The 24582-nt window shown below is 38.2% G+C and carries 24 protein-coding genes and 5 tRNA genes; 24 read left to right on the top strand and 5 right to left on the bottom strand.

What is annotated here, in order from left to right:
- Positions 1–100 precede the first annotated feature (100 nt).
- Positions 101–457: a Fur family transcriptional regulator gene (locus CCAL9328_RS09275; RefSeq protein WP_169938041.1), complete on the top strand. Its 357-nt coding sequence runs from the start codon at positions 101–103 to the stop codon at positions 455–457.
- Here CCAL9328_RS09275 and CCAL9328_RS09270 read toward each other — a convergent pair whose 3' ends face one another.
- A complete protein-coding gene (locus CCAL9328_RS09270; protein ID WP_169937909.1) occupies positions 458–850 on the bottom strand; it encodes an acyl-CoA thioesterase in 393 nt (130 codons plus the stop codon).
- 48 nt (positions 851–898) lie between these two features.
- Here CCAL9328_RS09270 and CCAL9328_RS09265 point away from each other — a divergent pair, with 48 nt between their 5' ends.
- Genes CCAL9328_RS09265 through CCAL9328_RS09255 form a run of 3 tightly spaced genes read left to right on the top strand, consistent with a single transcriptional unit; the run spans position 899 to position 4958 of the window.
- Positions 899–1621 carry a class I SAM-dependent methyltransferase gene (locus CCAL9328_RS09265; RefSeq protein WP_169937911.1) on the top strand — a complete coding sequence of 241 codons (723 nt, stop codon included), beginning with the start codon at positions 899–901 and terminating at the stop codon, positions 1619–1621.
- A gap of 33 nt (positions 1622–1654) precedes the next feature.
- Positions 1655–2557: a cytochrome-c peroxidase gene (locus CCAL9328_RS09260; RefSeq protein WP_169972304.1), complete on the top strand. Its 903-nt coding sequence runs from the start codon at positions 1655–1657 to the stop codon at positions 2555–2557.
- Complete coding sequence (locus CCAL9328_RS09255) at positions 2538–4958, top strand: bifunctional diguanylate cyclase/phosphodiesterase (protein ID WP_170000504.1); 2421 nt, start codon at positions 2538–2540, stop codon at positions 4956–4958. The genes CCAL9328_RS09260 and CCAL9328_RS09255 overlap by 20 nt, the downstream gene beginning before the upstream one ends.
- 52 nt (positions 4959–5010) lie before the next feature.
- On the opposite strand, the gene CCAL9328_RS09250 is transcribed toward CCAL9328_RS09255, so the two are convergent.
- Positions 5011–5085 (bottom strand) — tRNA-Glu (locus CCAL9328_RS09250).
- Between the two features lie 64 nt (positions 5086–5149).
- On the opposite strand from CCAL9328_RS09250, the gene CCAL9328_RS09245 reads away from it, so the two are divergent.
- The 5 genes from CCAL9328_RS09245 to CCAL9328_RS09225 are packed head-to-tail and all read left to right on the top strand — an operon-like array spanning position 5150 to position 11087.
- Positions 5150–5629 (top strand): hypothetical protein, encoded by a 480-nt coding sequence (locus tag CCAL9328_RS09245; protein ID WP_228026626.1) that lies wholly within the window; start codon positions 5150–5152, stop codon positions 5627–5629.
- A complete protein-coding gene (gene nfo / locus CCAL9328_RS09240) occupies positions 5626–6480 on the top strand; it encodes a deoxyribonuclease IV (RefSeq protein ID WP_170000503.1) in 855 nt (284 codons plus the stop codon). Before CCAL9328_RS09245 ends, nfo begins: the two co-directional genes overlap by 4 nt.
- The gene (locus CCAL9328_RS09235; RefSeq protein ID WP_169937919.1) at positions 6473–7699 is read left to right on the top strand and encodes an OmpP1/FadL family transporter; all 1227 of its coding nucleotides are present in this window, start codon (positions 6473–6475) and stop codon (positions 7697–7699) included. Before nfo ends, CCAL9328_RS09235 begins: the two co-directional genes overlap by 8 nt.
- Before the next feature lie 8 nt (positions 7700–7707).
- The gene (locus CCAL9328_RS09230) at positions 7708–9357 is read left to right on the top strand and encodes a fatty acid--CoA ligase (protein WP_169937921.1); all 1650 of its coding nucleotides are present in this window, start codon (positions 7708–7710) and stop codon (positions 9355–9357) included.
- Positions 9357–11087, top strand: coding sequence for an AAA family ATPase (locus tag CCAL9328_RS09225; protein ID WP_170000502.1), 1731 nt, complete (start codon positions 9357–9359; stop codon positions 11085–11087). The genes CCAL9328_RS09230 and CCAL9328_RS09225 overlap by 1 nt, the downstream gene beginning before the upstream one ends.
- An 8-nt stretch (positions 11088–11095) precedes the next feature.
- On the opposite strand, the gene CCAL9328_RS09220 is transcribed toward CCAL9328_RS09225, so the two are convergent.
- The 3 genes from CCAL9328_RS09220 to folE form a co-directional block, all read right to left on the bottom strand.
- Complete coding sequence (locus CCAL9328_RS09220; RefSeq protein ID WP_170000501.1) at positions 11096–11581, bottom strand: GNAT family N-acetyltransferase; 486 nt, start codon at positions 11579–11581, stop codon at positions 11096–11098.
- Positions 11582–11650: 69 nt separating this feature from the next.
- Complete coding sequence (gene fliI / locus CCAL9328_RS09215; RefSeq protein ID WP_169972298.1) at positions 11651–12961, bottom strand: flagellar protein export ATPase FliI; 1311 nt, start codon at positions 12959–12961, stop codon at positions 11651–11653.
- Positions 12958–13530 carry a GTP cyclohydrolase I FolE gene (gene folE, locus CCAL9328_RS09210; protein ID WP_169937928.1) on the bottom strand — a complete coding sequence of 191 codons (573 nt, stop codon included), beginning with the start codon at positions 13528–13530 and terminating at the stop codon, positions 12958–12960. The genes fliI and folE overlap by 4 nt, the downstream gene beginning before the upstream one ends.
- A gap of 136 nt (positions 13531–13666) precedes the next feature.
- Here folE and tig point away from each other — a divergent pair, with 136 nt between their 5' ends.
- The 15 genes from tig (at position 13667) to CCAL9328_RS09135 (ending at position 24469) form a co-directional block, all read left to right on the top strand.
- The gene (gene tig, locus CCAL9328_RS09205; protein ID WP_170000500.1) at positions 13667–14989 is read left to right on the top strand and encodes a trigger factor; all 1323 of its coding nucleotides are present in this window, start codon (positions 13667–13669) and stop codon (positions 14987–14989) included.
- Positions 14989–15579: an ATP-dependent Clp endopeptidase proteolytic subunit ClpP gene (clpP, locus tag CCAL9328_RS09200; protein ID WP_169937932.1), complete on the top strand. Its 591-nt coding sequence runs from the start codon at positions 14989–14991 to the stop codon at positions 15577–15579. The genes tig and clpP overlap by 1 nt, the downstream gene beginning before the upstream one ends.
- Positions 15580–15588: 9 nt before the next feature.
- Positions 15589–16620 carry a GGDEF domain-containing protein gene (locus CCAL9328_RS09195; protein ID WP_169937934.1) on the top strand — a complete coding sequence of 344 codons (1032 nt, stop codon included), beginning with the start codon at positions 15589–15591 and terminating at the stop codon, positions 16618–16620.
- Between the two features lie 2 nt (positions 16621–16622).
- Entirely contained in the window at positions 16623–17183 is a 561-nt protein-coding gene (gene def / locus CCAL9328_RS09190) for a peptide deformylase (protein ID WP_170000499.1), read from the top strand.
- A 69-nt stretch (positions 17184–17252) separates the two neighbouring features.
- On the top strand, positions 17253–18764 hold the full coding sequence (locus CCAL9328_RS09185) for a YifB family Mg chelatase-like AAA ATPase (RefSeq protein WP_170000498.1): 1512 nt from the start codon (positions 17253–17255) through the stop codon (positions 18762–18764).
- 1 nt (position 18765) lies between these two features.
- Complete coding sequence (locus CCAL9328_RS09180) at positions 18766–20226, top strand: NAD(P)H-hydrate dehydratase (protein ID WP_170000497.1); 1461 nt, start codon at positions 18766–18768, stop codon at positions 20224–20226.
- Complete coding sequence (purN, locus tag CCAL9328_RS09175) at positions 20208–20792, top strand: phosphoribosylglycinamide formyltransferase (protein ID WP_169972295.1); 585 nt, start codon at positions 20208–20210, stop codon at positions 20790–20792. Before CCAL9328_RS09180 ends, purN begins: the two co-directional genes overlap by 19 nt.
- A gap of 9 nt (positions 20793–20801) precedes the next feature.
- Positions 20802–21836, top strand: a complete 1035-nt coding sequence (locus tag CCAL9328_RS09170) for a threonine aldolase family protein (protein ID WP_170000496.1) — start codon at positions 20802–20804, stop codon at positions 21834–21836.
- Between the two features lie 54 nt (positions 21837–21890).
- A complete protein-coding gene (locus CCAL9328_RS09165) occupies positions 21891–22613 on the top strand; it encodes a TerC family protein (protein WP_169937946.1) in 723 nt (240 codons plus the stop codon).
- A 43-nt stretch (positions 22614–22656) separates the two neighbouring features.
- Complete coding sequence (locus CCAL9328_RS09160; RefSeq protein ID WP_170000495.1) at positions 22657–23991, top strand: MATE family efflux transporter; 1335 nt, start codon at positions 22657–22659, stop codon at positions 23989–23991.
- Between the two features lie 3 nt (positions 23992–23994).
- Complete coding sequence (locus CCAL9328_RS09155; RefSeq protein WP_170000494.1) at positions 23995–24141, top strand: hypothetical protein; 147 nt, start codon at positions 23995–23997, stop codon at positions 24139–24141.
- Positions 24132–24209: transfer RNA gene (locus CCAL9328_RS09150), tRNA-Pro, on the top strand. Before CCAL9328_RS09155 ends, CCAL9328_RS09150 begins: the two co-directional genes overlap by 10 nt.
- Before the next feature lie 10 nt (positions 24210–24219).
- A tRNA-His gene (locus tag CCAL9328_RS09145) sits at positions 24220–24296 on the top strand.
- 6 nt (positions 24297–24302) lie between these two features.
- Positions 24303–24379 (top strand) — tRNA-Arg (locus tag CCAL9328_RS09140).
- 13 nt (positions 24380–24392) lie between these two features.
- Positions 24393–24469 (top strand) — tRNA-Arg (locus CCAL9328_RS09135).
- Positions 24470–24582: the final 113 nt, after the last annotated feature.

The following is a 24582-nucleotide window of genomic DNA, read 5'->3' as shown; positions in this document are numbered from 1 at the left end:
TTAAATGCCAAAATAGCGCGAATTTTATCTTAACTTTTGAAATTTATATTAAATTTACTCTTTTTGGCGTAATATGAAAGCAAAATTTAAAAGGCTAATCGTGCAAGCAGAAAATATTTTACAAGAACACGGAGTAAAACCGACCGTTCTTCGCGTTAGGATAGTAGAAATTTTAAAAGCAAGCCAAACTCCGCTTAGTTATGATGAGATACTACAAAATTTAGACGCAAATAAAACCACTTTTTATCGCAGTATGCAACTTTTTGAAGAGCACGGGCTTATAATTAGAACTGAAAATAACCACAAAAGCTATTATGAATTAGCAGACGGTGCGAAAGCGTATTTTATATGCGATATTTGCCACAAAGTAACAAATATCGAAGTGCCTATGCCAAAAGAGGCAAAGGTGGTAAAAAGCGCCGTTATAAAGGGGATTTGCGGCGAGTGTGAGGCTTAATCACTCATAAAGTTTTAAAATTTCTTGCGGTATGGCTTTTGGACGGCTCTTTTGCGGATCAAAATAAACAAAACAAGTCTTTGCCGTAGCAAAAATTTCGCCGTCTTTTTTAAATTCGAAAAATCTAACCGAACTCGCACGCTTTAAAGCCTGCGTCCAGGTATAAATTTCTATCTTATCACCAAGCTTGACAGGAGCGATATATGAGGCCTCGTTTGTCGTGATAAGCCAAACCCCGTTTCGCTCTTTTTGCGCCTCTATCGTATCGCCGACCGTGTTTGAGTGTGCAAAAGCCGCCTCTTGCATAAGTATGAAATAATACGTGTTGTTCATGTGTCCGTGCATGTCGATGGCTTGCGGGGGAACTGTGGTTTTATATATAAATTCTTTCATTTTGTCGCCCTTTTTTGCTAAAATTATATCAAAAATTTGGAGTATGACATGAAAAACATGTGGGATAAAAAAGCGAATAATTATCAACGATATAATGGGAAACTCGGTGAATTTCAAGCTAAATTTTTTGAAGTTTTGCATAATTACGGTATAAATTTCACAGATAAAACACTTGTTGATATAGGTTGCGGAACGGGAGTTTATACGCTTTACTTAGCTACAAAATGTGCTCACATAACAGGGGTTGATAACTCACGGGGTATGCTTGAAATTTTAAAAGAGGATGCGGATAAATTTGACATCAAAAACCTTAGCCTCATTTGTAAGCCTTGGAGTGAGTTTAAAAGTGATAAGAGCTATGACATCGTATTTTGCACGATGAGTCCTGCGATACAAAGCGAGGCTGATTTTGCCAAATTTAACACCCTTGGTAATGAAAAAATTTATCTTGGTTGGGCAAAACCTAGAAGCTCTGATTTGCTTGAGCCGTTTTTTGAAAAATATGGAAGAAAAACCACAAATTTTATAGTTGCAAATAAGCTCAAGTCATGGCTTGAAGCACAAAATATAAAATTTAAACATGAAATTTTAAGTGAAACCAGAGTTGTAACTAGAAAATTTGATCAAGCTTTTGAAAATATCTGCTGGCATCTTGAGATAAATGAACTTGTGTATGATAAAAACGAAGTTTACGTTATGCTTGAAAAAATGTGCAAAAACGGTGAAATAAATGAAAAAATCGACTCTTTAATGAGTGTTTTTGTATTTTAAAGGTATAATGGCGGCTAACTTTTTGGAGAAAGCATGAGAAAAATTTTTTTACTAATGTTTTTTATGGTGTCTATTTTTGCAGATAGCCTATCATTTTCGCCACTTGTAAAAGTAGAATACGACAAAGAAAAAGCCATGCTTGGCAAAAAGTTATTTTTCGACAAGCGCATAAGCAGAAGCGGAACTTTGTCTTGCGAAAGTTGCCATAACCTCTACTGGGATCTAAGCGGCACGAGCAGGGAGCGTCCGCAAAAGGGCATGCTAAATCCTATAAGCGTTTTAAACGCAGCCTTTACTTATATATTTTACAGTGATGGACGAAAGCGAGATATATACGATCAAGTCGTTGAGTCTATCACTTCAAGATCAGAACTAAATTCAGACGAAGACCAGATAATGAATGTCTTAAACTCTATACCGGAGTATAGAATTTTATTTAGAAAAGTCTATAAAGATGATATTAAATTTAAGCATATCGTAGACTCAATAGTTGAATTTGAAAAATCCGTCTCAAGCGTAAATTCAAGATTTGATAAATATCTGTTAGGTGATAGCAGGGCGCTTAATAGCGAAGAAAAACGGGGATTTGAGCTTTTTCAAAAGATAGGTTGCATGGCATGCCATAACGGTAAAAATTTAGGTTCAAATTTACTTCAGGATACGGATTTTCATAAACATGCTAACTCGTGTGTCATAAACGCGGATGAAAAATCAAACAAAAGACTTCATAAAGTGCCTTCTCTAAGAAATATCGCTAGAACCGCTCCGTATCTATATGACGGAAGTATAGAAGATCTGCGTGATGTTATAAGGATGGTAAGCCATCATCAACTACAATACACGATAAACAAGGAAGAGTTAGATAGTATATATAGCTTTTTGTTATCGTTGGATGGGGAAGTCCCAAGGATAATCAATGACTCCGCATCTAATTAAATTTTTAACATCTTTAATAACAATAATATTTTTAATATGCTCGTTTAACCTATATAAACTAAACCAAGTTTCTGTTGTAAATGATAAAATAAGCTCTGAAATTTTAAATTTAAAGCTTATAAATAAAGACATAGACAATGGCTTGGAGCATAATATCTTCTCGTCAAGTCTGGATAAACTAAACGACGATATCAAGAAATTTAGCACCGCACTTACAGCACTAAAAGAGATAAATACAAAAACTCTTTCAAAAGGTTTTTACGATCTTTCGGCAAAGATAGAGGGGCTTGATGAGCTTTATTTGCAAAAACAACTTTTGATAGATAAGTCAAACTATATCAGCTCAAGCATAATGTCTTTTATCTATATCGGCGAGCATGAGGCTAAAAAATACGAACTTCAAGACTTTGACTCATTGTTTTTAAAACTAAGAAGTATAATCGCATTTAATGCCGAAAAGCCAAAGTCGATAGAGGCTGATATTGATCTATTTTTTAGCATGTTCCCAAAAGATCAAAACATACTCAAAATGATAAATAGTGCCAAATACGCACTTAACCTATCTTACGAACTAGATGAAATTTTAAATAAAAACAATGAGCTAAAGCTAAATAAATTTATAGATGATTTTGAAAAAGAGCATATCGAGTGGAGACAAAGCTCGCTAGAGCGCTTTGAAAGACTTCAGGTTGTTACGTTTATAATGTTTTTTATCCTTTTGGGATTTATCATACGTCAATTAAGGCGTATCGAAAACGACGAAAGAAGTATAAGAATTTTAAAAACAACTATCGATAACGATCACAGCTCTATCGTTCATACCGACCATAACAACCGCATACTTTACGTAAATAAAACATTTGAAGATACGACCGGTTATGCCTTTAAAGAGGTTAAAGGCAAGGATCCAAATTTACTAAAATCATACATGCACACACCAGAAATTTACGACTCGATTAAAAATTCGGTCACAAAGGCACTTCCTTGGGAGACCGAAGAGCTGATAAGCAGATGTAAAGACGGTTCGCTTGTGTATGAAAAGGCTAAATTTATACCGTTTTTCTTTAAGTCTAAGCCCGAAGGTTTTATTGCTATAAAGCTTGATAGGACGCGTGAAACTAGAGTCTTAAATGAACTTACGATAAAAAATGAGCAGGTAAAGGCACAGTCTGTCGTGGATAAATTAACAGGCTTTGGTAACTATTTCGCACTAACGGAAAAACTAGAAGCAGGTAAAGACGGAATGCTCGTTTGCATCAGCGTTAGAAACTTTAAAATGCTGAGGTTTTTTTACCAAACAAAGATCATAGACGCAATGCTTAAAGCTCTTGCTAACACGCTTAAGCTTTGCGTTGATACTTCCGAGATAAACGCAGAGTTGTTCCGCTTTCAAGATGATGCGTTTTATATTTGGTACTACGGCGATACTATTGTTAGAGATATCGAGCTTATAAAGGATTATTTTGATTTTAACAAGATCGATGTCGTAGTAGACGGCAAAACCGAGACCTTGCCAGGACCAAAAATCGTCATAGGTGTTTCGCTCGCCGCCGATACGGTGCAGACAAACCGCTTGATGCAAGCCGTGCTAGCCAACCAACAAGCGCTTAATCTAGGAACTGATGTTTATTACTATCAAGAAAACGACGCGATCGAGATACAATACTATAAAAACCAGTTGATAACTCAACTTATCGAGTATGCACTTGAAAATAACATGGTTATAGTAGAATGTCAAGGCATATATGATATATCACAAGATGAAAAAGAGCCGAAATTTTATGAAGTCTTGGTTCGTATAGTGGATCAAAGCGGTAAAATTCGCTATCCGGGAGAGTTTTTGGAAGTTGCTATGCAGACGCAACTTTATGTGCAAATCACAAAAAAAGTTATACTCCACGCATTTTCGCTTGTCGAGCGTTACCCGGAGTATACGTTCTCCGTGAATTTATCAAGCTCGGATATCGCCGATGTATCAGTGCGCGAGCTACTTGAAGAGAAGTTAAAACTTTGCTCTAACCCTAGCCACATTTGCTTTGAGATGCTTGAGAGTGAAGAGATTAGCGACTATGCGACGGTAAATTTATTTATCAAGCGCGTAAAAAGTTATGGTTGTAAAATTTCTATCGACGACTTTGGCTCAGGATACTCAAACTACTACCGAATTTTAGAGCTTGATATAGATAATATCAAAATCGACGGCTCTATCATCAAAAAACTTCCGTTTGATCAAAATGCAAGGGTTTTGGTCGAAACTATCGTGAGCTTTGCAAGCAAACAAGGCTATAAAATAGTAGCTGAATTTGTAAGCACGCCTGAAATTTTAGAACAAGTTAAATTTTTTGGCATCAAGTATGGACAGGGATTTTTCTTAGGAAAACCAAAGCCTATGGACTTTTAATTGAAATAAAGTTTTATAAAGATATTTAAAATTTGGAAGTAAAGTTAAGAAGTGGTGACCCATACGAGACTCGAACTCGTGTTACCGCCGTGAAAGGGCGATGTCCTAACCGCTAGACGAATGGGCCATCCGTCGGTTTGAAGTTGGGATTATATATCAAATTTACTTAAAATAAAATAAAAGGATTATTTTTGAATAAAATTTATTTAAAATTTCTATTTTTGTCTATTTTTTGCATCGTCTTTTTTGGCTGTGCTACCTTAAATCCGCAAAGATCGGACGCATTGCAAGTTACCATAATCTCACCCATGTTGAAGATAAATGACACAGGATTTTTGCATGCATATAAAAATAGCTTAAATTTGCAAATTTATAGTATTGGAGTTAATAGCGCAAACATCAAAATAAACTCTCAAATTTGTGTAAATCGTGCTTGCTATGATAAGTTGGAATTTAATAGAAAATTCTTTTTGCAAGAGCATTATGAAAATTTTCTTAGTGATATCTTGCAAAAAAAGCATATTTATAATTCCAAAGGTGTAATACAGACTTCATGTGGATTTGACCAAAATATAAGCAATAATTCAATAAAATATGAAGTTTGTGACAACTATGTTAAATTTATAGATACACAAAATAAGGTAAAAATCATAATCAAAGAGTTAAAATGAGATATATCGGAGCGCATGTCAGCAGTAGCGGAGGAGTTGAAAATGCGCCTTTAAATGCAGCAAAGATCGGTGCAAACGCTTTTGCACTTTTTGTTAAAAATCAGCGCCAATGGAGTGCAAAACCACTTGAAGACAAAAGCATAAAAGCCTTTAAGCAAAATTGTATCGACGCCGGAATTTTACCCAAGCACATCCTACCTCACGATAGTTACCTTATAAATTTAGGTCATTTTGATGATATAAAAAGAGAGCAGAGTTTTAATGCCTTCATGGACGAGATCGAACGTGTCGAGCAACTTGGCCTTGAGCTTTTAAATTTTCATCCAGGCTCTCATCTAAAAGAGATAAGTGAAAGCGAGTGCTTAAGTCTTATCGTAGAGTGTATGAATGAGGCTATAAGACGCAGTAAAAATGTCAAACTTGTCATAGAAAACACCGCCGGTCAGGGTTCAAATTTGGGTTATAAATTTGAACATTTGGCGTTTTTGATAGAGCGTATAAATGATAAAAGCAGGGTTGGGGTTTGTCTTGATACCTGTCACACATTTGCCGCAGGCTATGATCTAAGAACGCCCGAGGCATATAAAAAAACAATGGATGAGTTTGATAATATCGTTGGATATGATTTTTTATCAGCCATGCATTTAAACGACTCTAAATTTGACCTTGCGTGCAAAAAAGACCGCCATGAAAGCCTTGGAAAGGGCTTTTTAGGCATGAGCGCTTTTGATAATATCATAAATGATGAGCGCATAGAGGATATTCCGCTTATTCTTGAAACTATTGATGAGAGTATTTGGAAAGACGAGATAGAAATTTTAAGAAATTTACAAAAGGATAGAAATGTTTAAAAAAGGTGCGTTAGGCGTTGTTGTAGCTAGTACTTTGCTTTACGGCGGAGCATATAAAATTCCCGAGCAAAGTTCTGACTCACTTGGCCTTTTAGCTAGTAACGTTGCGATGAGTTTTGGTGCGGATGCCGCGTATTTTAACCCGGCAAATATGATGTTTTTAGACCCTAGACATAATTTTGAAAACACGGTTGGCTGGTTTCATACCGGCGAAGTAGGGCTTAATACAAACGATGGAAAATCATATCGCTCAAGAAATTTTGACTCTCTTGCAACCACTTTTAACTTCGTATCGCCGGAATATTATGAAAACTGGCGTTTTGGTTTAGCTCTTGCCGTTCCTGCGGCTCTTGGCATGGGCTGGGATGATCCTGCTACCGCATTTAGCGCGCATAGGTTTAAACTTCAAGTTGTTGAGCTAAATCCGACCGTTGCTCATCGTATAAATGATCAGTTAGCTGTTGCAGTGGGCTTAAGAGCTGTTTATAGTAAAGGCAGAGTAGCAAACGACTATGGTGCTCTTGGAAAAAGGGAGCTTACGGGCGATAGTATAGATGGTGGTTATAATGCCGCGATAACATATAGACCTATCCCGAATTTATCATTTGCCGCGACTTACCGCTCAAAAGTAGATCTTACTATAAACGGTGATGCCGACGGTAAATTTGCAAACCCTGCCGCAAATTATAATGGTTATGTAAAGGTGGAAATTCCACTGCCTGCGCAACTTGTTTTAGCTACGGCGTATAAACACGAAGACCTTACATTACTTCTAGCTCTTGAGAGGACTTATTGGTCAAGTTTTAAGGGTTATGACTTTAATTATCCCGACGGAGCCTATAAAAGTAATCCATTTTTTGCAAATTTAATGGACAGACCAAGCACAAGAAAGTATAGAGATACTAATACTTACCGCGTTGGCGTGGCTTATGACGCAACCGATAAAATAAGACTAATGTTTGGTTTTGCTCACGATCAAGATGTTGCAAAACCGCAAGAAACAGGACTTGAGCTGCCAAACACAACCTCAAGGGCGTATTCGTTTGGTATAAATTATAAAATATCAGATAACTGCGAGATAGCACTTGGCTATGTTTATCAAGATAGAAGCTCAAAAAATGTCGTAGGAGTGCCAACAGGTCTTGGAACTACGGCTTCGGGTAAGATCGATAGAGCCGATGTTCAGATCGTAGGAACAAGTTTAAAATATAAATTCTAGGTGCAACCATGATGTATAAGTATCAAAATCTTTATAAAATTTTAATTGATGCCGCAAAGGATTATCCAAGAGCGGTGGCGATATTTGATGATAAGGATAAGCTAAGATACGGTGAGCTTAAAGCCTGTGTGGATAAAGTCGGAGCATATTTGCAAGCCGTAGGGATCGGTTTTGGAGATAGAGTAGCGATGTGTGTGAGCAACTCGCAAGAATTTATCATCTCGTATTTGGCTATCACTGCTATCGGTGCGGTTGCCGTGCCTATGAATACATTCTTAAAAAATGAAGAATTTAGCTATATTTTAAAAGATTGTGATGCTAAAATACTTATCGCTTCAAGTTCTTTAAGCAAAGAGCTTATCAAACTAAACGAGCTTGAAAGCCTTAAAAAGATAATTTGGATAGGCGAGATACCAAAGGCTCTGCAAAATACAAGCAGTTATGAGGGCATGGATGAGGAGCTTGGCGAGAGTGTATATCTTGATGTAAATCTCCATCCTAGCACAAGCCCTAGCCTTTACTCTAAAAGCACAAGAAATGTTAAATTTAACGATATGCTAGATCACAAATACCTCCTAAGTATACCAAAGTCCCCGACATTAAACGATATAGTCCATATCATCTACACTTCCGGAACTACTGGCAAGCCAAAGGGTGCGATGATAAATTATAGAAATATATTTTCAAATTTAGAGGGCGCCCATAGTCGTTTTGTCGTTAAGAAAAACGATAGATTTATTGTATTTTTACCGATGTTTCATAGCTTTACGCTAACAGCTACGATACTTTTACCTCTATATACCGGCGCATCTATGGTGCTTGTAAAGTCAGTTTTTCCGTTTTCAAATGTGCTTAAACAGACATTATTTAAAAGAGTTAGCGTGTTTTTGGGAATTCCTGCCATCTATACCGCCATCGGCAAGGCTAAAATCCCTTGGTATTTTCGCTGGTTTAACCGCATTCGTCTATTTGTTAGCGGAGCAGCTCCTCTTGCAAAACAAACTATCGACGACTTTAAGTTAAAATTCCCTCGCGCAACACTGGTTGAAGGATACGGTCTTAGCGAGTGTTCTCCGATAGTTGCGGCAAATTTATTTGATAAACAAAAGCCTATGAGCGTTGGTCTGCCGCTTGATGGGTATGAGGTAAAGATCGTAAATGACGAGATGATGGAGCTTCCTGTGGGCGAGATCGGCGAGATCATTGTTAGGGGTGATTGTGTTATGCAAGGATATCTTGGGTTGCCAACAGCAAATGATGAGACGATACTAAACGGCTGGTTGCGCACCGGAGATCTTGGTAAGGTTGATGACGAGGGCTTTATCTATATAGTCGATCGCAAAAAAGATCTTATCATATCAAAGGGTATAAATATCTATCCACGTGAGATCGAAGAGGTGCTTTATAAACTAGACGAAGTTGAGGCGGCAGCTGTTATAGGCGTTAGAGACACTCATGCAGATGAGGAAGTTGTGGCATTTATCCAGTTAAAAGATGGCATGGACCTTGATGAAAAAGCGGTTCGAGCGTATCTTAAAAAACACCTTGCGAATTTTAAAATACCTAAGAACATCTACTTTGCCGAAGAGCTTCCTAGAAATGCTACTGGCAAGGTGTTAAAACGCGTTTTAAAAGAGCAGATAAAGGATAAAATTTAGTGCAGTATTTGCTTGATTTTCTTAATTCCGACATTAAAAAAAGTAAAATTTATACTCTTATAAAGTGTAATATCGACGAAGCTAAAATTCTAAGACATTTAAGTAGAATTTATATAGACGGTATAGCTAGCATTAGCGTATATGACGTGCTTTGCGCTGTTTATACGTCTGAGAGTTTTAAACATCTCGAACATCTTAAAGATATAAAGTCACTACTGGATTATGGTTGGATAGCACAAAGTTATAGTATATTTAAAAGCTCGGAAAATATAACAAAAACAAATCACATAAATTTGCTATCTTTGCTTCACTGTGAAATTTCACTTTCGCCGTCGTTTTTAAAAATTTTACAAGATGGAAATATCAGCATAGAACTTCCAAGTCAAAGTGCGTATGAAGATCATTTAGAATATCTAAAAGATCAGTTCTTGCGTATAGAGCTTTATGCTAAAATTTCAATGTTTCAAAACGAAGCCAAAGATGCAAAAATCCGCATAAAACAGCAGATAGGCGAGCTTGAGATCCGTATAAAAGAGCGCATGGAACTTAGCAAAACACCTATAAAAATAGAGCAAATTTTTAAAGAAAATGCACTTGAACCAAAAGAACAGTTGATATTTTTAGCTCTTTTAAAAGAGGAGTATGCAGGGGATTTTGAAAACGGTCGCGACCTAAATACACTCATGAGTCTCGTAAGTGACAATGAATTTGAACGTATAAAAAACAGATCTTTGCTCGAAGAGGGCGCAAGGCTTATCGAAAACGGCTTGATAGAGTATGATGAGGTATTAAACGCCTTTGGCAATGTTAGTAGAAATTTCTTTATCAACGAAGAGATTTTGCAAAGCATAATGCACCCGCAAAGCGAAAAAGTAAGCAAAAAACTTAAGCTTGAAAGTCTTGTAAAAGAGCAAGAAATTTTTGAACTCATAGAGCCAAGCTCAAGCATAGACGATGTTGTGTTAAGTGACAATACCAAAGAGCTTCTTAATGCTATACTAAAACAACTTGATAAAAAAGTCCTTGCAAGGCTTTCTAGTTGGGGCATAAAAACTCGTCGCGGCATAGACGCTAAGATCGTATTTTACGGAGAGCCCGGCACCGGTAAAACCATGAGTGCGATGGGGCTTGCAAAAAGCCTTAAGAAGCAGATCTTAAGTTTTGACTGCTCTAAAATTTTAAGTAAATATGTTGGCGAAAGCGAACAAAATGTTAGAAAAATTTTTGACACATACAAAGAAATTTGCAAAAAAAGCAAGAGTGAGCCCGTGTTGCTTTTAAATGAGGCTGACCAGTTTTTAAGCGCACGTGTAGAAAGCGGTAGCGGAACCGAAAAAATGTATAACCAAATGCAAAATATATTTTTAGAGCAGATTGAGAGATTTGAAGGTGTTTTGATAGCTACGACAAATTTTTTGCAAAGCTTTGATAGTGCGTTTTCAAGAAGATTTGACTATAAGATAGAATTTAAAAAGCCTGATTTTAAAGCTAGACTTGCCATTTGGCGTAAAATTTTACCCGAAAATGCAAGCTTTGAAGAGAATTTTGATATAGAAAAATTAGCGGAGTTTAATTTAAGCGGCGCGCAAATCGCTCTAGTATTAAAAAACACAGCACTAAAAGTCGCAGCTAGAGATGATGGAATTTTTACCTTTAACGACTTTAAAACAACAATCGATCGTGAGCTAAGTTCGGCATTTGGCGAAGATAAAAAAGTAGGACTTTTATAGCCTTACTTTTATACTCTTTTGCCCATTATCAAAACATCGGCGATAAATTCTTGCATGTCGCAAACTTGTGGCAGTAGTCCAAATTTTTCAAAGCCAAATTTATTAAAAAGCGAGATGCTTGGTTTATTGTGAGCGAAGATAATGGCTAAGATAGTTTTTATGCCAAGGCTTGGAGCGATATCAAGCATAAAAGCAAGTAGCTTTGAGCCAATTCCTGATTGCCTAGCATTTTTGTCAACATAAATGCTAATTTCCGCGGTTATATCATAGGCAGACCTCTTATAAAAGTCGCTAAAGCTTCCCCACGCAACAACGCTGTTTTCAAGCTTTAGGACAAATATCGGACGAGTTTTAGAGTGCGCGTCAAACCACTCTTGGCGCGAAGCTATACTAACGGGAGTTAGGTCGGCAGTTGCATTTTTGGTGGCTATATTTTGGTTGTAAATTTCCGTTATCTTTGCCAAGTCATCTTGTGTTGCGTGCAAAATTTCCATATTTTTTCCTTTAACGGCAATTGTTTTTAGCCAAGTAAAATTTGTAAAAAGTCGAAATTTAAAGGCTTTTTAACTATTTATCTGTGCTAAAATTTCCTGTGTTTTTTCAAATTCAAAAGCCTCGTCAGAGTCTTGTTTTAAGAAATTTTCCATGTATTCTTTTTTAGATATAGCAAGGTCAAGCTCCTTGTCGCTACCTCTTTGATATGCGCCGATACGAAGCAGGACTTCATTTTCTTTTAGGAGTGAATAAAGACGTTTAAATTTCATGGCATTTTGACGATGTTCTTTGGTTATGACATCGCCCATGACGCGAGAGGCGGAGTTTTGGATATTTATTGGCGGATAAATTCCAAAGTCTGTTAGCTCGCGGCTAAGCACGATATGTCCGTCAAGTATCGAACGACTTTGATCGGCTATAGGGTCGCTCATATCATCGCCCTCAACTAGCACTGTAAAAAATGCCGTGATCGAGCCCTTGCCCTCCTCTTTGCCTGCGCGCTCCATGAGTTGAGGAAGTAGCGTAAGCGAGCTTGGTGGATATCCTTTTGAGGTCGGCGGTTCGCCAAGGCTTAGCCCGATCTCTCGTTGTGCCATGGCAAAACGGGTTACGCTATCCATGATAAAAAGCACATCGTTGCCTTGCTCTTTAAAATACTCAGCCACGCTCATTGCGCAAAATGCACCGTATTTTCGCATAAGTGAGCTATCATCGCTGGTTGCCACGACGATAACTGTTCCGCTTAGATCTCCACCTAGGTTTTTTTCTATAAATTCAGGCACTTCGCGTCCGCGCTCTCCGATAAGTGCTACTACTTTTATGGGCGCTTGAGTATTTTTTACTATCATACCCATTAGCGTGCTTTTGCCAACCCCAGAACCTGCAAAAATTCCAAGTTTTTGCCCTTTACCGCATGTTAAAAGACCGTCTATACTCTTTATCCCAACACTAAAAGGTTCGTTTATAAGCCCTCGCTTCATAGCGTCTATAGGGGATTTCATTATGGGTGCAAATTCGCTCATATCAAGAGCTCCTTTGCCGTCTATGGGACGCATAAACGGATCTACTACGCGCCCAAGCAGTGCTTTGCCAACCGGGATATTCATACCCTGATCGCTGCCATAGACAAAGTCGCCTATCTTAAAACCCTCAACAAAACCAAACGGGCTGACGTAAGCCTCGCCGGTTTTTATCTGTGTAACCATGCCGATTTCGCTTTTGCTTTTATCTTTTGCAACGATACGGACGATATCTCCGATACTTGGGCGAAGTCCGGTTATTTGTATGGTTGTAGCAGTTATCTTTGTTATAACGCCAAAGGTGTTAGAAAGAGAGATATTGTCGTTTTTTAGCTTTGATTTTAGGCGTTCTAAGCTCAAAAGTGAGTTTCCCTTGGTGAGTTTATAAGCGAGAAAAATTCCCGTCTAGTGCCCTCGTTTTTGATAAAACATCCGCGAAGAGCCGACGTGGTAGTGGTTGAATTTATCTTTTGCACGCCCCTCATTTCAACACACATGTGTCTAGCCTCGACAACTACACCCACGCCTTTTGGCGCGATAACTTCCTCAAGAGCCTGAGCTATTTGCTCGGTCATTTGTTCTTGGATCTGAAGTCTTCTGGCATAGATATTTACCATGCGAGGAATTTTAGAAAGCCCCACAACCTTACCGTTTGGTATATATGCCACATGTACGCGGCCGATTATAGGAAGTAGGTGATGTTCGCAAAGGCTGTAAAATTCGATATTTCTAATAAGCACCATTTCATTGTTTGAACTTGTAAAAAGCGCATCGTTTAATACTGTTTTTGGGTCTTGTTCGTAGCCGCTGGTTAGAAATTTAAACGCCTTATAGACGCGTTCAGGGGTCTTAAGTAACCCCTCGCGATTTGTATCTTCTCCGATGATTTGTAGTATATTTTTTACTGAGTTTTCAAAACTTTCTTGCATAAAATTCTCCAAAATTTTTAAAAGATCATTTTATATAAAAACGCCTTTGTGATCTATAAAATTTAGTAATTTATACTATAAATAAGGAAAAATTTGATATATTTTAGACTAAATTTTTGTAAATAAAAGGAAATAAATGCAAATCGACTCAAAACAACTTGATAGCGTTAACGTAGAAGTAAACGCAAAAGTATCAAACGACGAAGTTAAAGCTAAGGTTGAAAAACTAGCTAAACAAGCGTCTAAAAGCATGAAAGTGGATGGTTTTAGAAAAGGACATGTTCCTACCGCTGTTGTATTAAAACGCTATGAAAAAGAACTAACAGGCGACGCTGAGCAAGAGATTTTAAGAGATATAGTAAATGAAGCAGTAAAGCAAGCTGGTAAAAAAGCAGACGATATCATCGGCGAGCCAAGTGTTTCTAAATTTGATAAAAACGACGATAGCCTTGATGTAGAGATGACTGTTTCTTTCAAACCAAATGTAGATGTAAGTGGATATGAGGAGCTTATACCTGATTTTGCAACTCCACGCGTGCTTAAAAAAGATATCGACGAGAAGAAAAACGAGCTTTTAAAGATGATGGCTCCACTTGAAAAAGTAGAAGCTGATAGAGAGCTTGCAAATGGGGATTTTGCTAAATTTGACTTTGAGGGCTTTGTTGACGGTGAAGCGTTTGACGGCGGTAAGGCCGAAGGCTACGTGCTTGAGATAGGCTCTGGTCAATTCATCCCTGGTTTTGAAGATGGCATGGTGGGTCTAAAAGTAGGACAAGAGTGCGATGTTGAGGTAAAATTCCCTGATAATTACGGTGCTGCTCATTTAGCCGGCAAACCTGCGGTGTTTAAAGTAAAACTACTTGAGATCCAAGAGCGCAAAGTGCCTGAAAATATAGATGAGCAAACACTAAAAGCTATAATGCCAAACGAGGAAAATCCAACCGAAGAGCTACTTGAAGAGCGTATAAAAGACCAAATTCGCCAAGAGAAAATTTTTAACCTTATAAGCGAAGAGTTAAAGCCTAAATTTGCAGAAGCGGTAGTTGAGAAATTCCATTTTGATATACCAAAAAATATCGTTGAGCAAGAGATAGATATGCAGTTTAGAAACGCATGGGCTGGTTTTAGCGAAGAAGAGATGAAAACATTTAGAGAAGATCGTGATGCAGTTGTTAAAAAGCGTGACGAATACCGCGAAGATGCTCAAAAAAGTGTTCGCTTGACATTTATTATTGATGAGCTAGCTCGTGTTAGAAATGTAAAAATCAGCGACCAAGAAGTTGTTCAAGCTGTGTATTTTGAAGCTTATAGAAGTGGACGTGATCCTAAACAACACCTTGAGATGTATAGAGCGCAAGGTATGCTTCCTGCTATAAAAATGTCAATGATCGAAGAGAAATTATTTAACGAAATGTTTAATAAAGAGGATAAAAAAGCCAAAAAAGAGAAGGCTGAGTAATGAGCTATTATGTTCCTGTCGTAGTTGAGAGAACAAGCAGGGGTGAGAGAAGTTATGACATCTACTCTCGCTTGTTAAAAGATAGGATCGTTATGCTAAGCGGAGAGATAGAAGACGGCATGGCTGCTTCTATCGTCGCTCAGCTTTTGTTTTTAGAAGCAGAAGATCCTGAAAAAGATATATACCTATATATAAATTCACCCGGTGGTGTTATAACTAGCGGATTTAGTATATATGATACGATGAACTATATAAAGCCTGACGTTTGCACGATTTGTATCGGTCAAGCAGCATCTATGGGTGCGTTTTTGTTAAGTTGCGGTGCTCCAGGAAAAAGATATGCTTTACCAAATTCACGTATAATGATACATCAGCCTTTAGGCGGTGCTAGAGGTCAGGCAACCGATATAGAAATTCACGCGCGTGAAATTTTACGCTTGAAAGAAATTTTAAACGATACTTTGGCTAAAAATACCGGTCAAAAGTTATCAAAAATAGCAAAAGATACCGAACGAGATCTTTTTATGAGCGCACAAGAAGCTAAAGATTATGGTCTTATCGATAAAATTTTGGAGAAAAGCTTTAAATAGGAAAAGGCTATGATAAAGATAGATAGTGCTCCCGCCCCTGAAAATAAAATGGCCATTAGAAGACCGGGGCTGAAAAAGAAAAACGATATAAACGAATTTTCAGAAAGCGTTTTGCGAGGATTAGCCGCCGATAATGTCCCCTCTATCCCAAGCAATTATCTTATATATTTTGAAAAGATGCTTGATGATCAGCCGGAAGAATTTAAAAAACATGTCGGCGAGGCTATACAGTCGCAACACGAAGGCGTAGCAAAAGATATCGAGAGTAACTTTCGCATAGAAAAAGAAGTTAGACAAAGTCTTATGCAGATAAAAGGCATGCTTCAGTCTATAGCTCTCATATATAAAAATTTAAACGTTATGAAAGGCATCATGCGTAGGCATGTCGATAGCCTTGATAATAACGTAAATTTACTTGCCGTCCAAAATGTCTTAAATGGCTTTAACTCCGATCTCTCAAAGTTAAACAACCTAATGGATAAGCATATTGAGGTTATAAAGGCTAACTACGAAGAGATCGGCAAGATGTTTAAAGTCATCGAAGAAAGATCGATACACGACATAGCCTATGATGTTTATAATAAAAAATTCTTTATATCAACGCTTCAAGATGAGATAGATGCGGTTAAAAGATACGGATATAACTCATCATTCTTATTTTTAAAGGTTAGGGACGAATTTTTAGGCCAAGTAAAAAGCCTAAAAGAGCAAAATAATATCTTTAAAACCATCGCTCAACTTTTGCTAAGAACATCAAGAAGAAGCGATATAGTGGCTCATTACGGAGATGGCTGTTTTGCTATGGTTATGAAATACACAGACGAAAACGGCGCAAAGCTTGCGTGTAGCAGGATAGCTTCTATGCTTTCAAATGTTCCTTGTAGGCTAGGTGATAGCGAGTATAAACTCGATGTTCAGATCGTGGCCAGCTTGCTTTCAAAAAACAAAACCATAGAAGAAACCGTATCAAGAGCATTAGATAAATTATACGAAAACAGCACAGATGAACAGCCTGTATTTTTAACTAACGAATCGGAGTAATTTTGATCTTAGAAATTTTATCTTATCCAAACAAAAAACTTTACGAAGTCTCTTCTGAAGTAGTTGAATTTGACGAGAAGTTACATGAGCTACTTGATGATATGTATGAAACCATGATAGCAAAAGAGGGTATAGGTCTAGCTGCTATACAAGTGGGCGTTGCAAAGCGTGTTTTGATCATAAATTTAGTAAATGAAGAGGGTATCCAGGATAAGACAGATCTACTTGAAGTGATAAATCCCAAATTTGAGCTAAAGCAGGGCGAATGCGTCTATCAAGAGGGTTGTCTTAGCGTTCCTGGTTTTTACGAGGATGTAAAGAGAGCGGAATTTGTAAAAGTATCGTATCAAGATCGTTTTGGCAATGCTCAAAGCATCGAAGCCGACGGGCTTTTAGCGATCGCGCTTCAACACGAAAACGACCATCTTGAAGGTCATCTTTTTATAGAGAAAATAGGCTTTAATAAGCGAAAGAGATTTGATAAAGAATACAAAGAAGCGCAAAAAACTTCATCTACCAAAAATAAATCCGAGCGAAAAATTCGCCATCAAGATGACAAATAGCCTTAAAATATCTAAATTTTAGATATTAAATTTAAGGCGGACTTTGAAATTTACCAAGAAAGGAAGATGTTGAAATCTCTAAAATGCGCCGCATATAGCGACGGTCTAAAGATAATTGAAGTAGAATCAACATTTTCAAGAGGGCTTCCTGGATTTAGCATAGTGGGACTTGCGGGTGCTAGCATAAAAGAGAGTGCAGAGCGAGTTAAAGCCGCACTTCTTGCGTTAAATTTTAGCTTTCCCGCACAAAAAATCACCATAAATTTATCTCCGTCAGACCTTCCTAAGTCTGGCTCGCATTTTGACCTTGCCATCGCTCTTTTGATAGCCCTTCAAAAATCGCCAAATCTTGATAAAATTTTTGTTTTTGGAGAGCTTGGACTTGACGGAAGTATTAAAAATACCGCAAATTTATTTTCCATTTTATTGTTTTTAAGTACAAGCGTTAGCAGGGCAAAAGTGCTTGTGCCACACGAGATAGCGCAAAAAGCCTCAATGATACCAAATCTTGAAATTTACGGCGTATCAAATTTAAAAGAAGCTATAAATTTTTTTCAAGATGACGAGTTTGCAAGTAGTTGTGTTTTTAAAAACTCACATCCTCTCTTTCAAAACGTAATTGATATAAACGGCGAAAGCTATGTTCCTAATCAAAATTTTGAGCTTGATTTTAGTGATGTTTTGGGGCAAAGTAGAGCAAAGAGAGCTTGCTTGATCGCGGCAGTCGGCATGCACAACATCATCTTTGAAGGAAGCCCCGGATGTGGCAAAAGTATGTGTGCAAAACGACTTGTTTACATACTTCCACCGCAAAGTTTAAGTGAAATTTTAAACACTGCCGCATATCGTTCGTTAAGTTTACAAGATAGCGAATTTAGCGCTCTTAGGGTTTTTAGAGCGCCTCATCACACAAGCACCAAAAGCTCGATATTTGGCGGAGGATCTAGTGTTGCAAAGATCGGAGAAGCAGCTCTTGCAAATGCCGGAGTGCTTTTTTTTGATGAGTTTGTTCACTTTCCAAAACAGATCATCGAAAGTCTTCGCGAACCACTAGAAGATCATAAAATTCATATCTCGCGCGTAAATTCTAAGATAACTTACGATACTAAATTTTTATTTGCGGCTGCTCTTAATCCATGCCCTTGCGGAAATTTACTCTCACAGGAGTTAAACTGCAGATGTAGTGAAAACGAGATAAAAAACTATAAATCTAGACTCTCAGAGCCTATACTTGACCGCATGGATTTATACGTGCAAATGGAAGAAGTTAGTAAAGACGACCGCAGTGATATCACCTCAAAACAGATGAGCGATCTTGTCTTAAAGGCATTTAAATTTCAAAAAATGCGCGGGCAAGCGGAGCTAAATGGCAAACTAAGCGACGCTGATATTGCTAAGTTTTGTCTTTGCGATGATGTAGCAAAAGAGATTTTAAACACTGCTGTATCAAGATATCATCTCTCGCAACGTGCCATAAAAAAGGTTTTAAAAGTGGCTAGAAGTATTGCTGACTTAGAGCAAAGTAAACTTATACAAAAAGCACATATCTTAGAGGCTTTAAGCTTTAGAGCAAGGAGTTAGAGTGAAAAAGCTATTTGTCCAAACAAACGAACTTGATGAACGAGCGACGCTGGAGCTAGGACTTAGTGGCGAAATTTTAATGGAAAATGCTGCTAGTAAGATAGCAAATTTAATAAGAAAGAAATTTAAAAAAGGCTCTAAAATCTTAGGCGTAGCAGGTAGCGGCAATAACGGTGCCGATGTGATAGCCGCGCTTAGAATGCTTTACGGAGATTATGATACGGAAATTTTTCTTTGCAAAGAGGAGCTTGGAGAGCTAGCCAAAAAGCAATTTTTAGCCGCGCAAAAGGTCGGCGTTAAAAGAATTTACGAGATAGAAGGCTTTAAAAGCAGCACTCATTTGATAAAAGACGACAAATTTATACCGACAAAAAAGCAAAATATAAAATGCGTGATAGATGGAATATTCGGCTCGGGACTAAGCAGGGAGCTAGACGATGGGTATATTGAGATAATCAATGCTTTAAATGATATAAAATCTTATAAAATAGCCTGCGACGTGCCAAGCGGACTAGATAAAAACGGTAAAATTTTAGGGGCATGTTTTAGGGCGGATGTTACCGTAACCATGGGAGCTAGAAAGCTAGGGCTCTACTCTGATGCGGCAAAGAATTTCACCGGTAAGATCAAAGTTGCCAGGCTTGGCGTTAGTGATAAAATTTTCCAAACACAAACACAAAATTTCTTACTTGAAAAATCCGATATGAAACTTCCATTTAGGGATGATAAAAATGTAAATAAAGGAAATTTCGGCCATATTTTTGTTATGGTAGGCGAGCATGAGGGTGCGGCTAGGATGTCGGCACTAGCCGCTAGTGCGATGGGCGCAGGGCTTGTTAGTGTGATAAGCGATGAGAAGATTTTAACGCTTGATGATAAGCTAATGCAAAGCAAGGATGTAAGCGAGAAAATGAATGCCGGAGCCGTTGGCATGGGACTTGGCAAACAAGGGATACAAAAGCTTGATTTTGAAGTGCTTAAGTGCAAGTCGCTTGTTTTAGACGCTGATATGTGCCACGAGCCTCGCACGATAGAGCTTTTAAGGGCAAACAAAAATATAGTTATCACGCCTCATCCCAAAGAGTTTAGCTCGCTTTTAAATTTGGCTGGATTTGGGGAGCTTGAGGTTGGCAAGATACAAGAGGATCGCTTTTGTTTGGCTAGGAAATTTAGCCTTGAATTTAAATGCGTCCTCTTACTTAAAGGTGCAAATACGATAATCGCGCAAGATGGTAAAATTTACGTCATGAGATACGGCACGAGCGCACTAGCAAAGGGCGGTAGTGGAGATGTGCTTTCGGGTCTTATAGTAGGGCTTTTGGCGCAAGGCTACACTCCGCTTGATGCGGCGATAACGGCTAGCTTGGCTCATGCTTTATCTGCTCGCAAATTTAAGGCTGCCAACTACGCGCTAAGTCCAAAAGATATCATAAAGGGGGTAAAATGCTTACGAAAAAAATAGCCATACTTTTTAGTGGATCAGGGTCAAATTTAGAGGCGATTTTAAGCAAGGTTCATGGGAAAATTTTTAACGGCGTTAAGCTTGAGGTCGTGCTTACTTTATCAAATAAAGCCGACGCTTACGGCGTACAAAGAGCAAGAAAATACGGGCTTGAAAGCGTTATTATAGAAAATAAAAATTTTAACTCGCGTGAAGAATTCGACACTGCTCTTGTAAAGGAGATTGAAAAATACGATGTTGATCTGGTTGTTTTGGCTGGATTTATGCGAATTTTAACAAGTGTTTTTACTTCTAAGATCAAAGCCATCAACCTTCACCCATCGCTTTTGCCATTATTTAAGGGTGCTCACGCCATCAAAGAGAGCTTTGAGAGCGATATGCAAGTAGGCGGTGTTAGCGTGCATTGGGTTAGCGAGGAGTTAGACGGTGGTAAGATCATCGCGCAAAGAGCTTTTGAACGCGAAAATCAAATGAGTTTTGAAGCCTGGGAGGATAAAATTCACGCTTTAGAGCATGAAATTTTACCCGAAAGTATAATAAAAATTTTATCTAAAAATGAAAAATAAAGGAAGTAGATGACGTATTTTCAGTGTGATTACGCAAGTGGAGCACATCCAAAGGTTGTAGAAAGCTTGATCGTTACAAACGAAGACCAGACGTTAGGATACGGGGATGATAAATACTGTCAAAGCGCAGCGCAAAAGATAAAAGAGGCATGCGCACAACCAAATGCACAGGTCCATTTTTTAATCGGCGGTACGCAAACTAACTCAACCGTTATCACATCCATACTTCGCCCACATCAAGGTGTTATCTCGGCCCATAGCGGTCATATCGCGGTACATGAAACAGGGGCGATAGAGGCTGGTGGGCACAAGGTATTAACACTGGATGCGATAGATGGCAAGATCACAGCCGAGCAGGTAAAAGAGTGCTACATGCAACATAAGATCGACCCGTCAAGAGGTCACACCGTCCAGCCGGGCATGGTTTATATATCATTTCCAACTGAAAGCGGCACACTGTATACAAAAGAGGAGCTAATAAGACTTTATGAAGTTTGCAAAGAGTTAAATTTACCGCTTTTTATCGACGGAGCAAGACTTGGTTATGGTTTGATGAGCCAATACTGTGATGTTAGCTTAAAAGATATCGCAAATTTATGCGATGTGTTTTACATAGGAGGAACTAAGTGCGGTTCGTTATTTGGCGAGGCAGTTGTTATCGTTAACGACGCTTTAAAGCGTGACTTTCGCTATATCATGAAGCAACGTGGCGCACTTTTGGCTAAAGGCAGGATGCTAGGTGTTCAGTTTGATGCGTTATTTACTGATGAACTTTATTTTAAAATTTGCAAAGATGCCGTCAAATACGCGCTTATGATAAGAAAAGCCTTTGAAGAAAAGGGTGTAGAGGTCATGGCAAATTCCACGACAAATCAGCAATTTTTCGCGATAAGCGACGAGTGGCTTGAAATTTTAAGTAAAAAATACATCTTTGCATTTTTCTACAAATTGCCTGATGGACGAAATTTTATTAGAATTTGCACGAGTTGGGCTAGTAAAGAAGAGGAAGTTTTAAGTCTTATAGAAGACATCAGATCGCTATAAATTTACTTGTTTGATGTATAATCGCGTTTTTAAATTTAAACCATAAGGAAAAAGATGTTTGAATGGATGAGTTCACCCGAGGCGTGGATAGCGCTTTTGACGCTTACGGGGCTTGAGATAGTTTTGGGTATAGATAATATCATTTTTATAGCGATCCTTGTAGGCAAGTTGCCCGCGCATCAGCGAGATAAGGCGCGTATTATAGGTCTTGCATTTGCGATGATTACTAGAATTTTGCTTCTTCTTTCGTTATTTTGGATCATGAAGCTTACAAAGCCGCTCTTTAGTGTGTTTGACTTTACGATAACGGGGCGAGACTTGGTGCTAATTATCGGCGGCTTGTTTTTAATAGCCAAATCAACCCTTGAAATTCACTCAAATGTCGTAGGTGAGCAGCATGAAGAAAAGATCGTCAAAGCGGCGGGATTTACTTTAACTATTATTGAGATTGGTATTTTGGATATTGTATTTTCTCTTGATAGTGTTATTACTGCGGTTGGCATGGCAAATCATATCGAGATCATGATCTTAGCTGTTATTATAGCTGTTGGAGTGATGATGTTTGCCTCAAAGTCTATTTCTGACTTTGTTGATAATAATCCGACTATTAAAATTTTGGCTCTAGCATTTTTGATCCTTATCGGTTTTACGCTAGTTGGAGAAGGACTTGGACTTCACGTGCCAAAAGGCTATATTTATTTTGCGATGGCATTTTCGTTATCGGTTGAGCTTATCAATATATATGCTAGAAAAAAACAAGAGCAAATTAAACATTAAAATTTATAGTAAAAGGCGGTTTTTCCGCCTTTAAAATTAAACCATGAACCTCACAAAAGACCCTATAAACAAACTCATCGTATCTCTTTCTACTCCAGCGGCTTTAGCTATGCTTTTTAATACTATCTATAATGCTACCGGGACATTTTTTGCTGCTAAAATTTCAACTTCAGCTACGGCGGGGCTTTCCATGAGCTTTTTGCTCTATCTTAGCGTTGTCGGTATGGGGCTTGGTTTTGGTTCGGCATTATCGGCGCTTATCGGCAATGCACTTGGGGCCAACAAGCTCTTTTTAGCTAAAATTTACGCCCAAAAAGGGGCGGTTTTTGTATTGATATTTGCTATTTTTATGGGGAGTTTGGGTTATGCGGTAGCGCCTAAATTTCTTGTATTTTTAGGAGCAAATGAGGAGTTTTTAACAGAAGCGCTTGAGTATATACGAGTGATATTTGTCGCTTCGCCGTTTTTCTTATCTATAAAGGCTTTTAACGGTATTTTGATTGCTCTTGGCGATACAAAAAGCCTTAGAAATTGGCTATTTTTTGGTGTTTTTATAAACATTGGGCTTTGTTTCATTTTTGTGAAGATGTTAAATTTGGGAGTCGCAAGTATTGCTTTTTCTACTGCGTTTGTGCAGTTTATGGGATGTATTTTTTTATTTAAGAAGACATATAAAAGTGGCATGATAAATTTTGAAAATATGAGAAATTTCTTGCCTGATATTAGAATTTATAAAAAAATTTTAAATCAAGCATTTCCTGCTTGCCTAAACTATCTTTCAATGTCGCTTGGCGGTCTTGTTTTGCTTAAATTTATAAGCTACTACGGCACTGATGCTGTTGCAGGATATGGTGTAGCACTTCGTATCGAGCAGCTTACCACTCTTCCTACTATCGGTATCGCTGCGGCAGTTTTGAGTATCGTTTCTCGTAACCACGGAGCAAGAAAGCACGATCGCGTTTTGCTTTGTTATAAAAATGCGATTAAAATTTTGCTTTTACTTTTTGTATTTGCGGCAATGTTTTTGATATTTGTCGCACCTAGGGTTATTTCATTTTTTGACATAAATGACAGCGCCACGGCAATTGCTAAGGGTTACTTGCTAATTAGCGCTTTTAGCTTTTTAGGCTATGGCGTTATGAATATCTCAGGAAGCGTTCTTCAAGCGGTTAAAAAGCCAAAAATGGTTTTTGTATTAAACGCAACAAGGCAACTGATCTTGCAAAGCGTTGCCTATAGTACGGTTATTTATGTTTTAAAAGGCACGATAGAGCATATCTGGATAGCGATGTTTATAAATGTCTATTTTACGGCCTTGTGCTTTGCTTGTGTTAGTGTTTATGTGTTAAAACGTAAAATGAAAGGTGATGGCTATTGAAATTTGAATTATAATGCTCAAAGTAGAAAATTTGATAAAAATATTTTGATTACTTTAAGCGTAAATTTATTGACATTAAAATACTTTTTAGCTAAAATAGCGCTTTTTAATGAGGTAGTGGCAAATGCTCACAACTCAGGCGGGGTGTAGCGCAGTCTGGTTAGCGCATCTGGTTTGGGACCAGAGGGCCGAAGGTTCGAATCCTTTCACCCCGACCACTTTGAAATGGTGAGTGTAGCTCAGTCGGTTAGAGCATCAGATTGTGGTCCTGAGGGTCGTGGGTTCGATTCCCATCACTCACCCCATTTTGGGCGCTCGTAGCTCAATTGGATAGAGCGACAGACTTCGGATCTGTAGGTTATGGGTTCGACTCCTATCGGGCGCGCCACGTTATTTCATATGCGCTCATAGCTCAGCTGGATAGAGCAACGGCCTTCTAAGCCGTAGGCCTCAGGTTCGAATCCTGATGGGCGTACCATTTTTGGTTTATTTAAGTTTATTTTAGATAAACTACGATTTCTTTCTTGCGGATGTGGTGAAATTGGCAGACACGCCAGACTTAGGATCTGGTGCTTCACGGCGTGGAGGTTC

The sequence above is a fragment of the Campylobacter sp. RM9328 genome (genome assembly GCF_012978615.1).
The sequence above is the reverse complement of the archived record's forward strand: the minus strand, read 5'-3'. Positions and strand labels throughout refer to the sequence as shown.

What these genes read in the sequence shown, in the direction of transcription:
- clpP (WP_169937932.1), top strand. Translation starts at nt 14,989, where the DNA reads ATGAGCTATTATGTTCCTGTCGTAGTTGAGAGAACAAGCAGGGGTGAG.
- CCAL9328_RS09170 (WP_170000496.1), top strand. Translation starts at nt 20,802, where the DNA reads ATGACGTATTTTCAGTGTGATTACGCAAGTGGAGCACATCCAAAGGTT.
- CCAL9328_RS09270 (WP_169937909.1), bottom strand. Translation starts at nt 850, where the DNA reads ATGAAAGAATTTATATATAAAACCACAGTTCCCCCGCAAGCCATCGAC.
- CCAL9328_RS09160 (WP_170000495.1), top strand. Translation starts at nt 22,657, where the DNA reads ATGAACCTCACAAAAGACCCTATAAACAAACTCATCGTATCTCTTTCT.
- CCAL9328_RS09195 (WP_169937934.1), top strand. Translation starts at nt 15,589, where the DNA reads ATGATAAAGATAGATAGTGCTCCCGCCCCTGAAAATAAAATGGCCATT.
- CCAL9328_RS09235 (WP_169937919.1), top strand. Translation starts at nt 6,473, where the DNA reads ATGTTTAAAAAAGGTGCGTTAGGCGTTGTTGTAGCTAGTACTTTGCTT.
- CCAL9328_RS09260 (WP_169972304.1), top strand. Translation starts at nt 1,655, where the DNA reads ATGAGAAAAATTTTTTTACTAATGTTTTTTATGGTGTCTATTTTTGCA.
- folE (WP_169937928.1), bottom strand. Translation starts at nt 13,530, where the DNA reads ATGCAAGAAAGTTTTGAAAACTCAGTAAAAAATATACTACAAATCATC.
- purN (WP_169972295.1), top strand. Translation starts at nt 20,208, where the DNA reads ATGCTTACGAAAAAAATAGCCATACTTTTTAGTGGATCAGGGTCAAAT.
- CCAL9328_RS09220 (WP_170000501.1), bottom strand. Translation starts at nt 11,581, where the DNA reads ATGGAAATTTTGCACGCAACACAAGATGACTTGGCAAAGATAACGGAA.
- CCAL9328_RS09265 (WP_169937911.1), top strand. Translation starts at nt 899, where the DNA reads ATGAAAAACATGTGGGATAAAAAAGCGAATAATTATCAACGATATAAT.
- tig (WP_170000500.1), top strand. Translation starts at nt 13,667, where the DNA reads ATGCAAATCGACTCAAAACAACTTGATAGCGTTAACGTAGAAGTAAAC.
- CCAL9328_RS09230 (WP_169937921.1), top strand. Translation starts at nt 7,708, where the DNA reads ATGATGTATAAGTATCAAAATCTTTATAAAATTTTAATTGATGCCGCA.
- CCAL9328_RS09165 (WP_169937946.1), top strand. Translation starts at nt 21,891, where the DNA reads ATGTTTGAATGGATGAGTTCACCCGAGGCGTGGATAGCGCTTTTGACG.
- nfo (WP_170000503.1), top strand. Translation starts at nt 5,626, where the DNA reads ATGAGATATATCGGAGCGCATGTCAGCAGTAGCGGAGGAGTTGAAAAT.
- CCAL9328_RS09255 (WP_170000504.1), top strand. Translation starts at nt 2,538, where the DNA reads ATGACTCCGCATCTAATTAAATTTTTAACATCTTTAATAACAATAATA.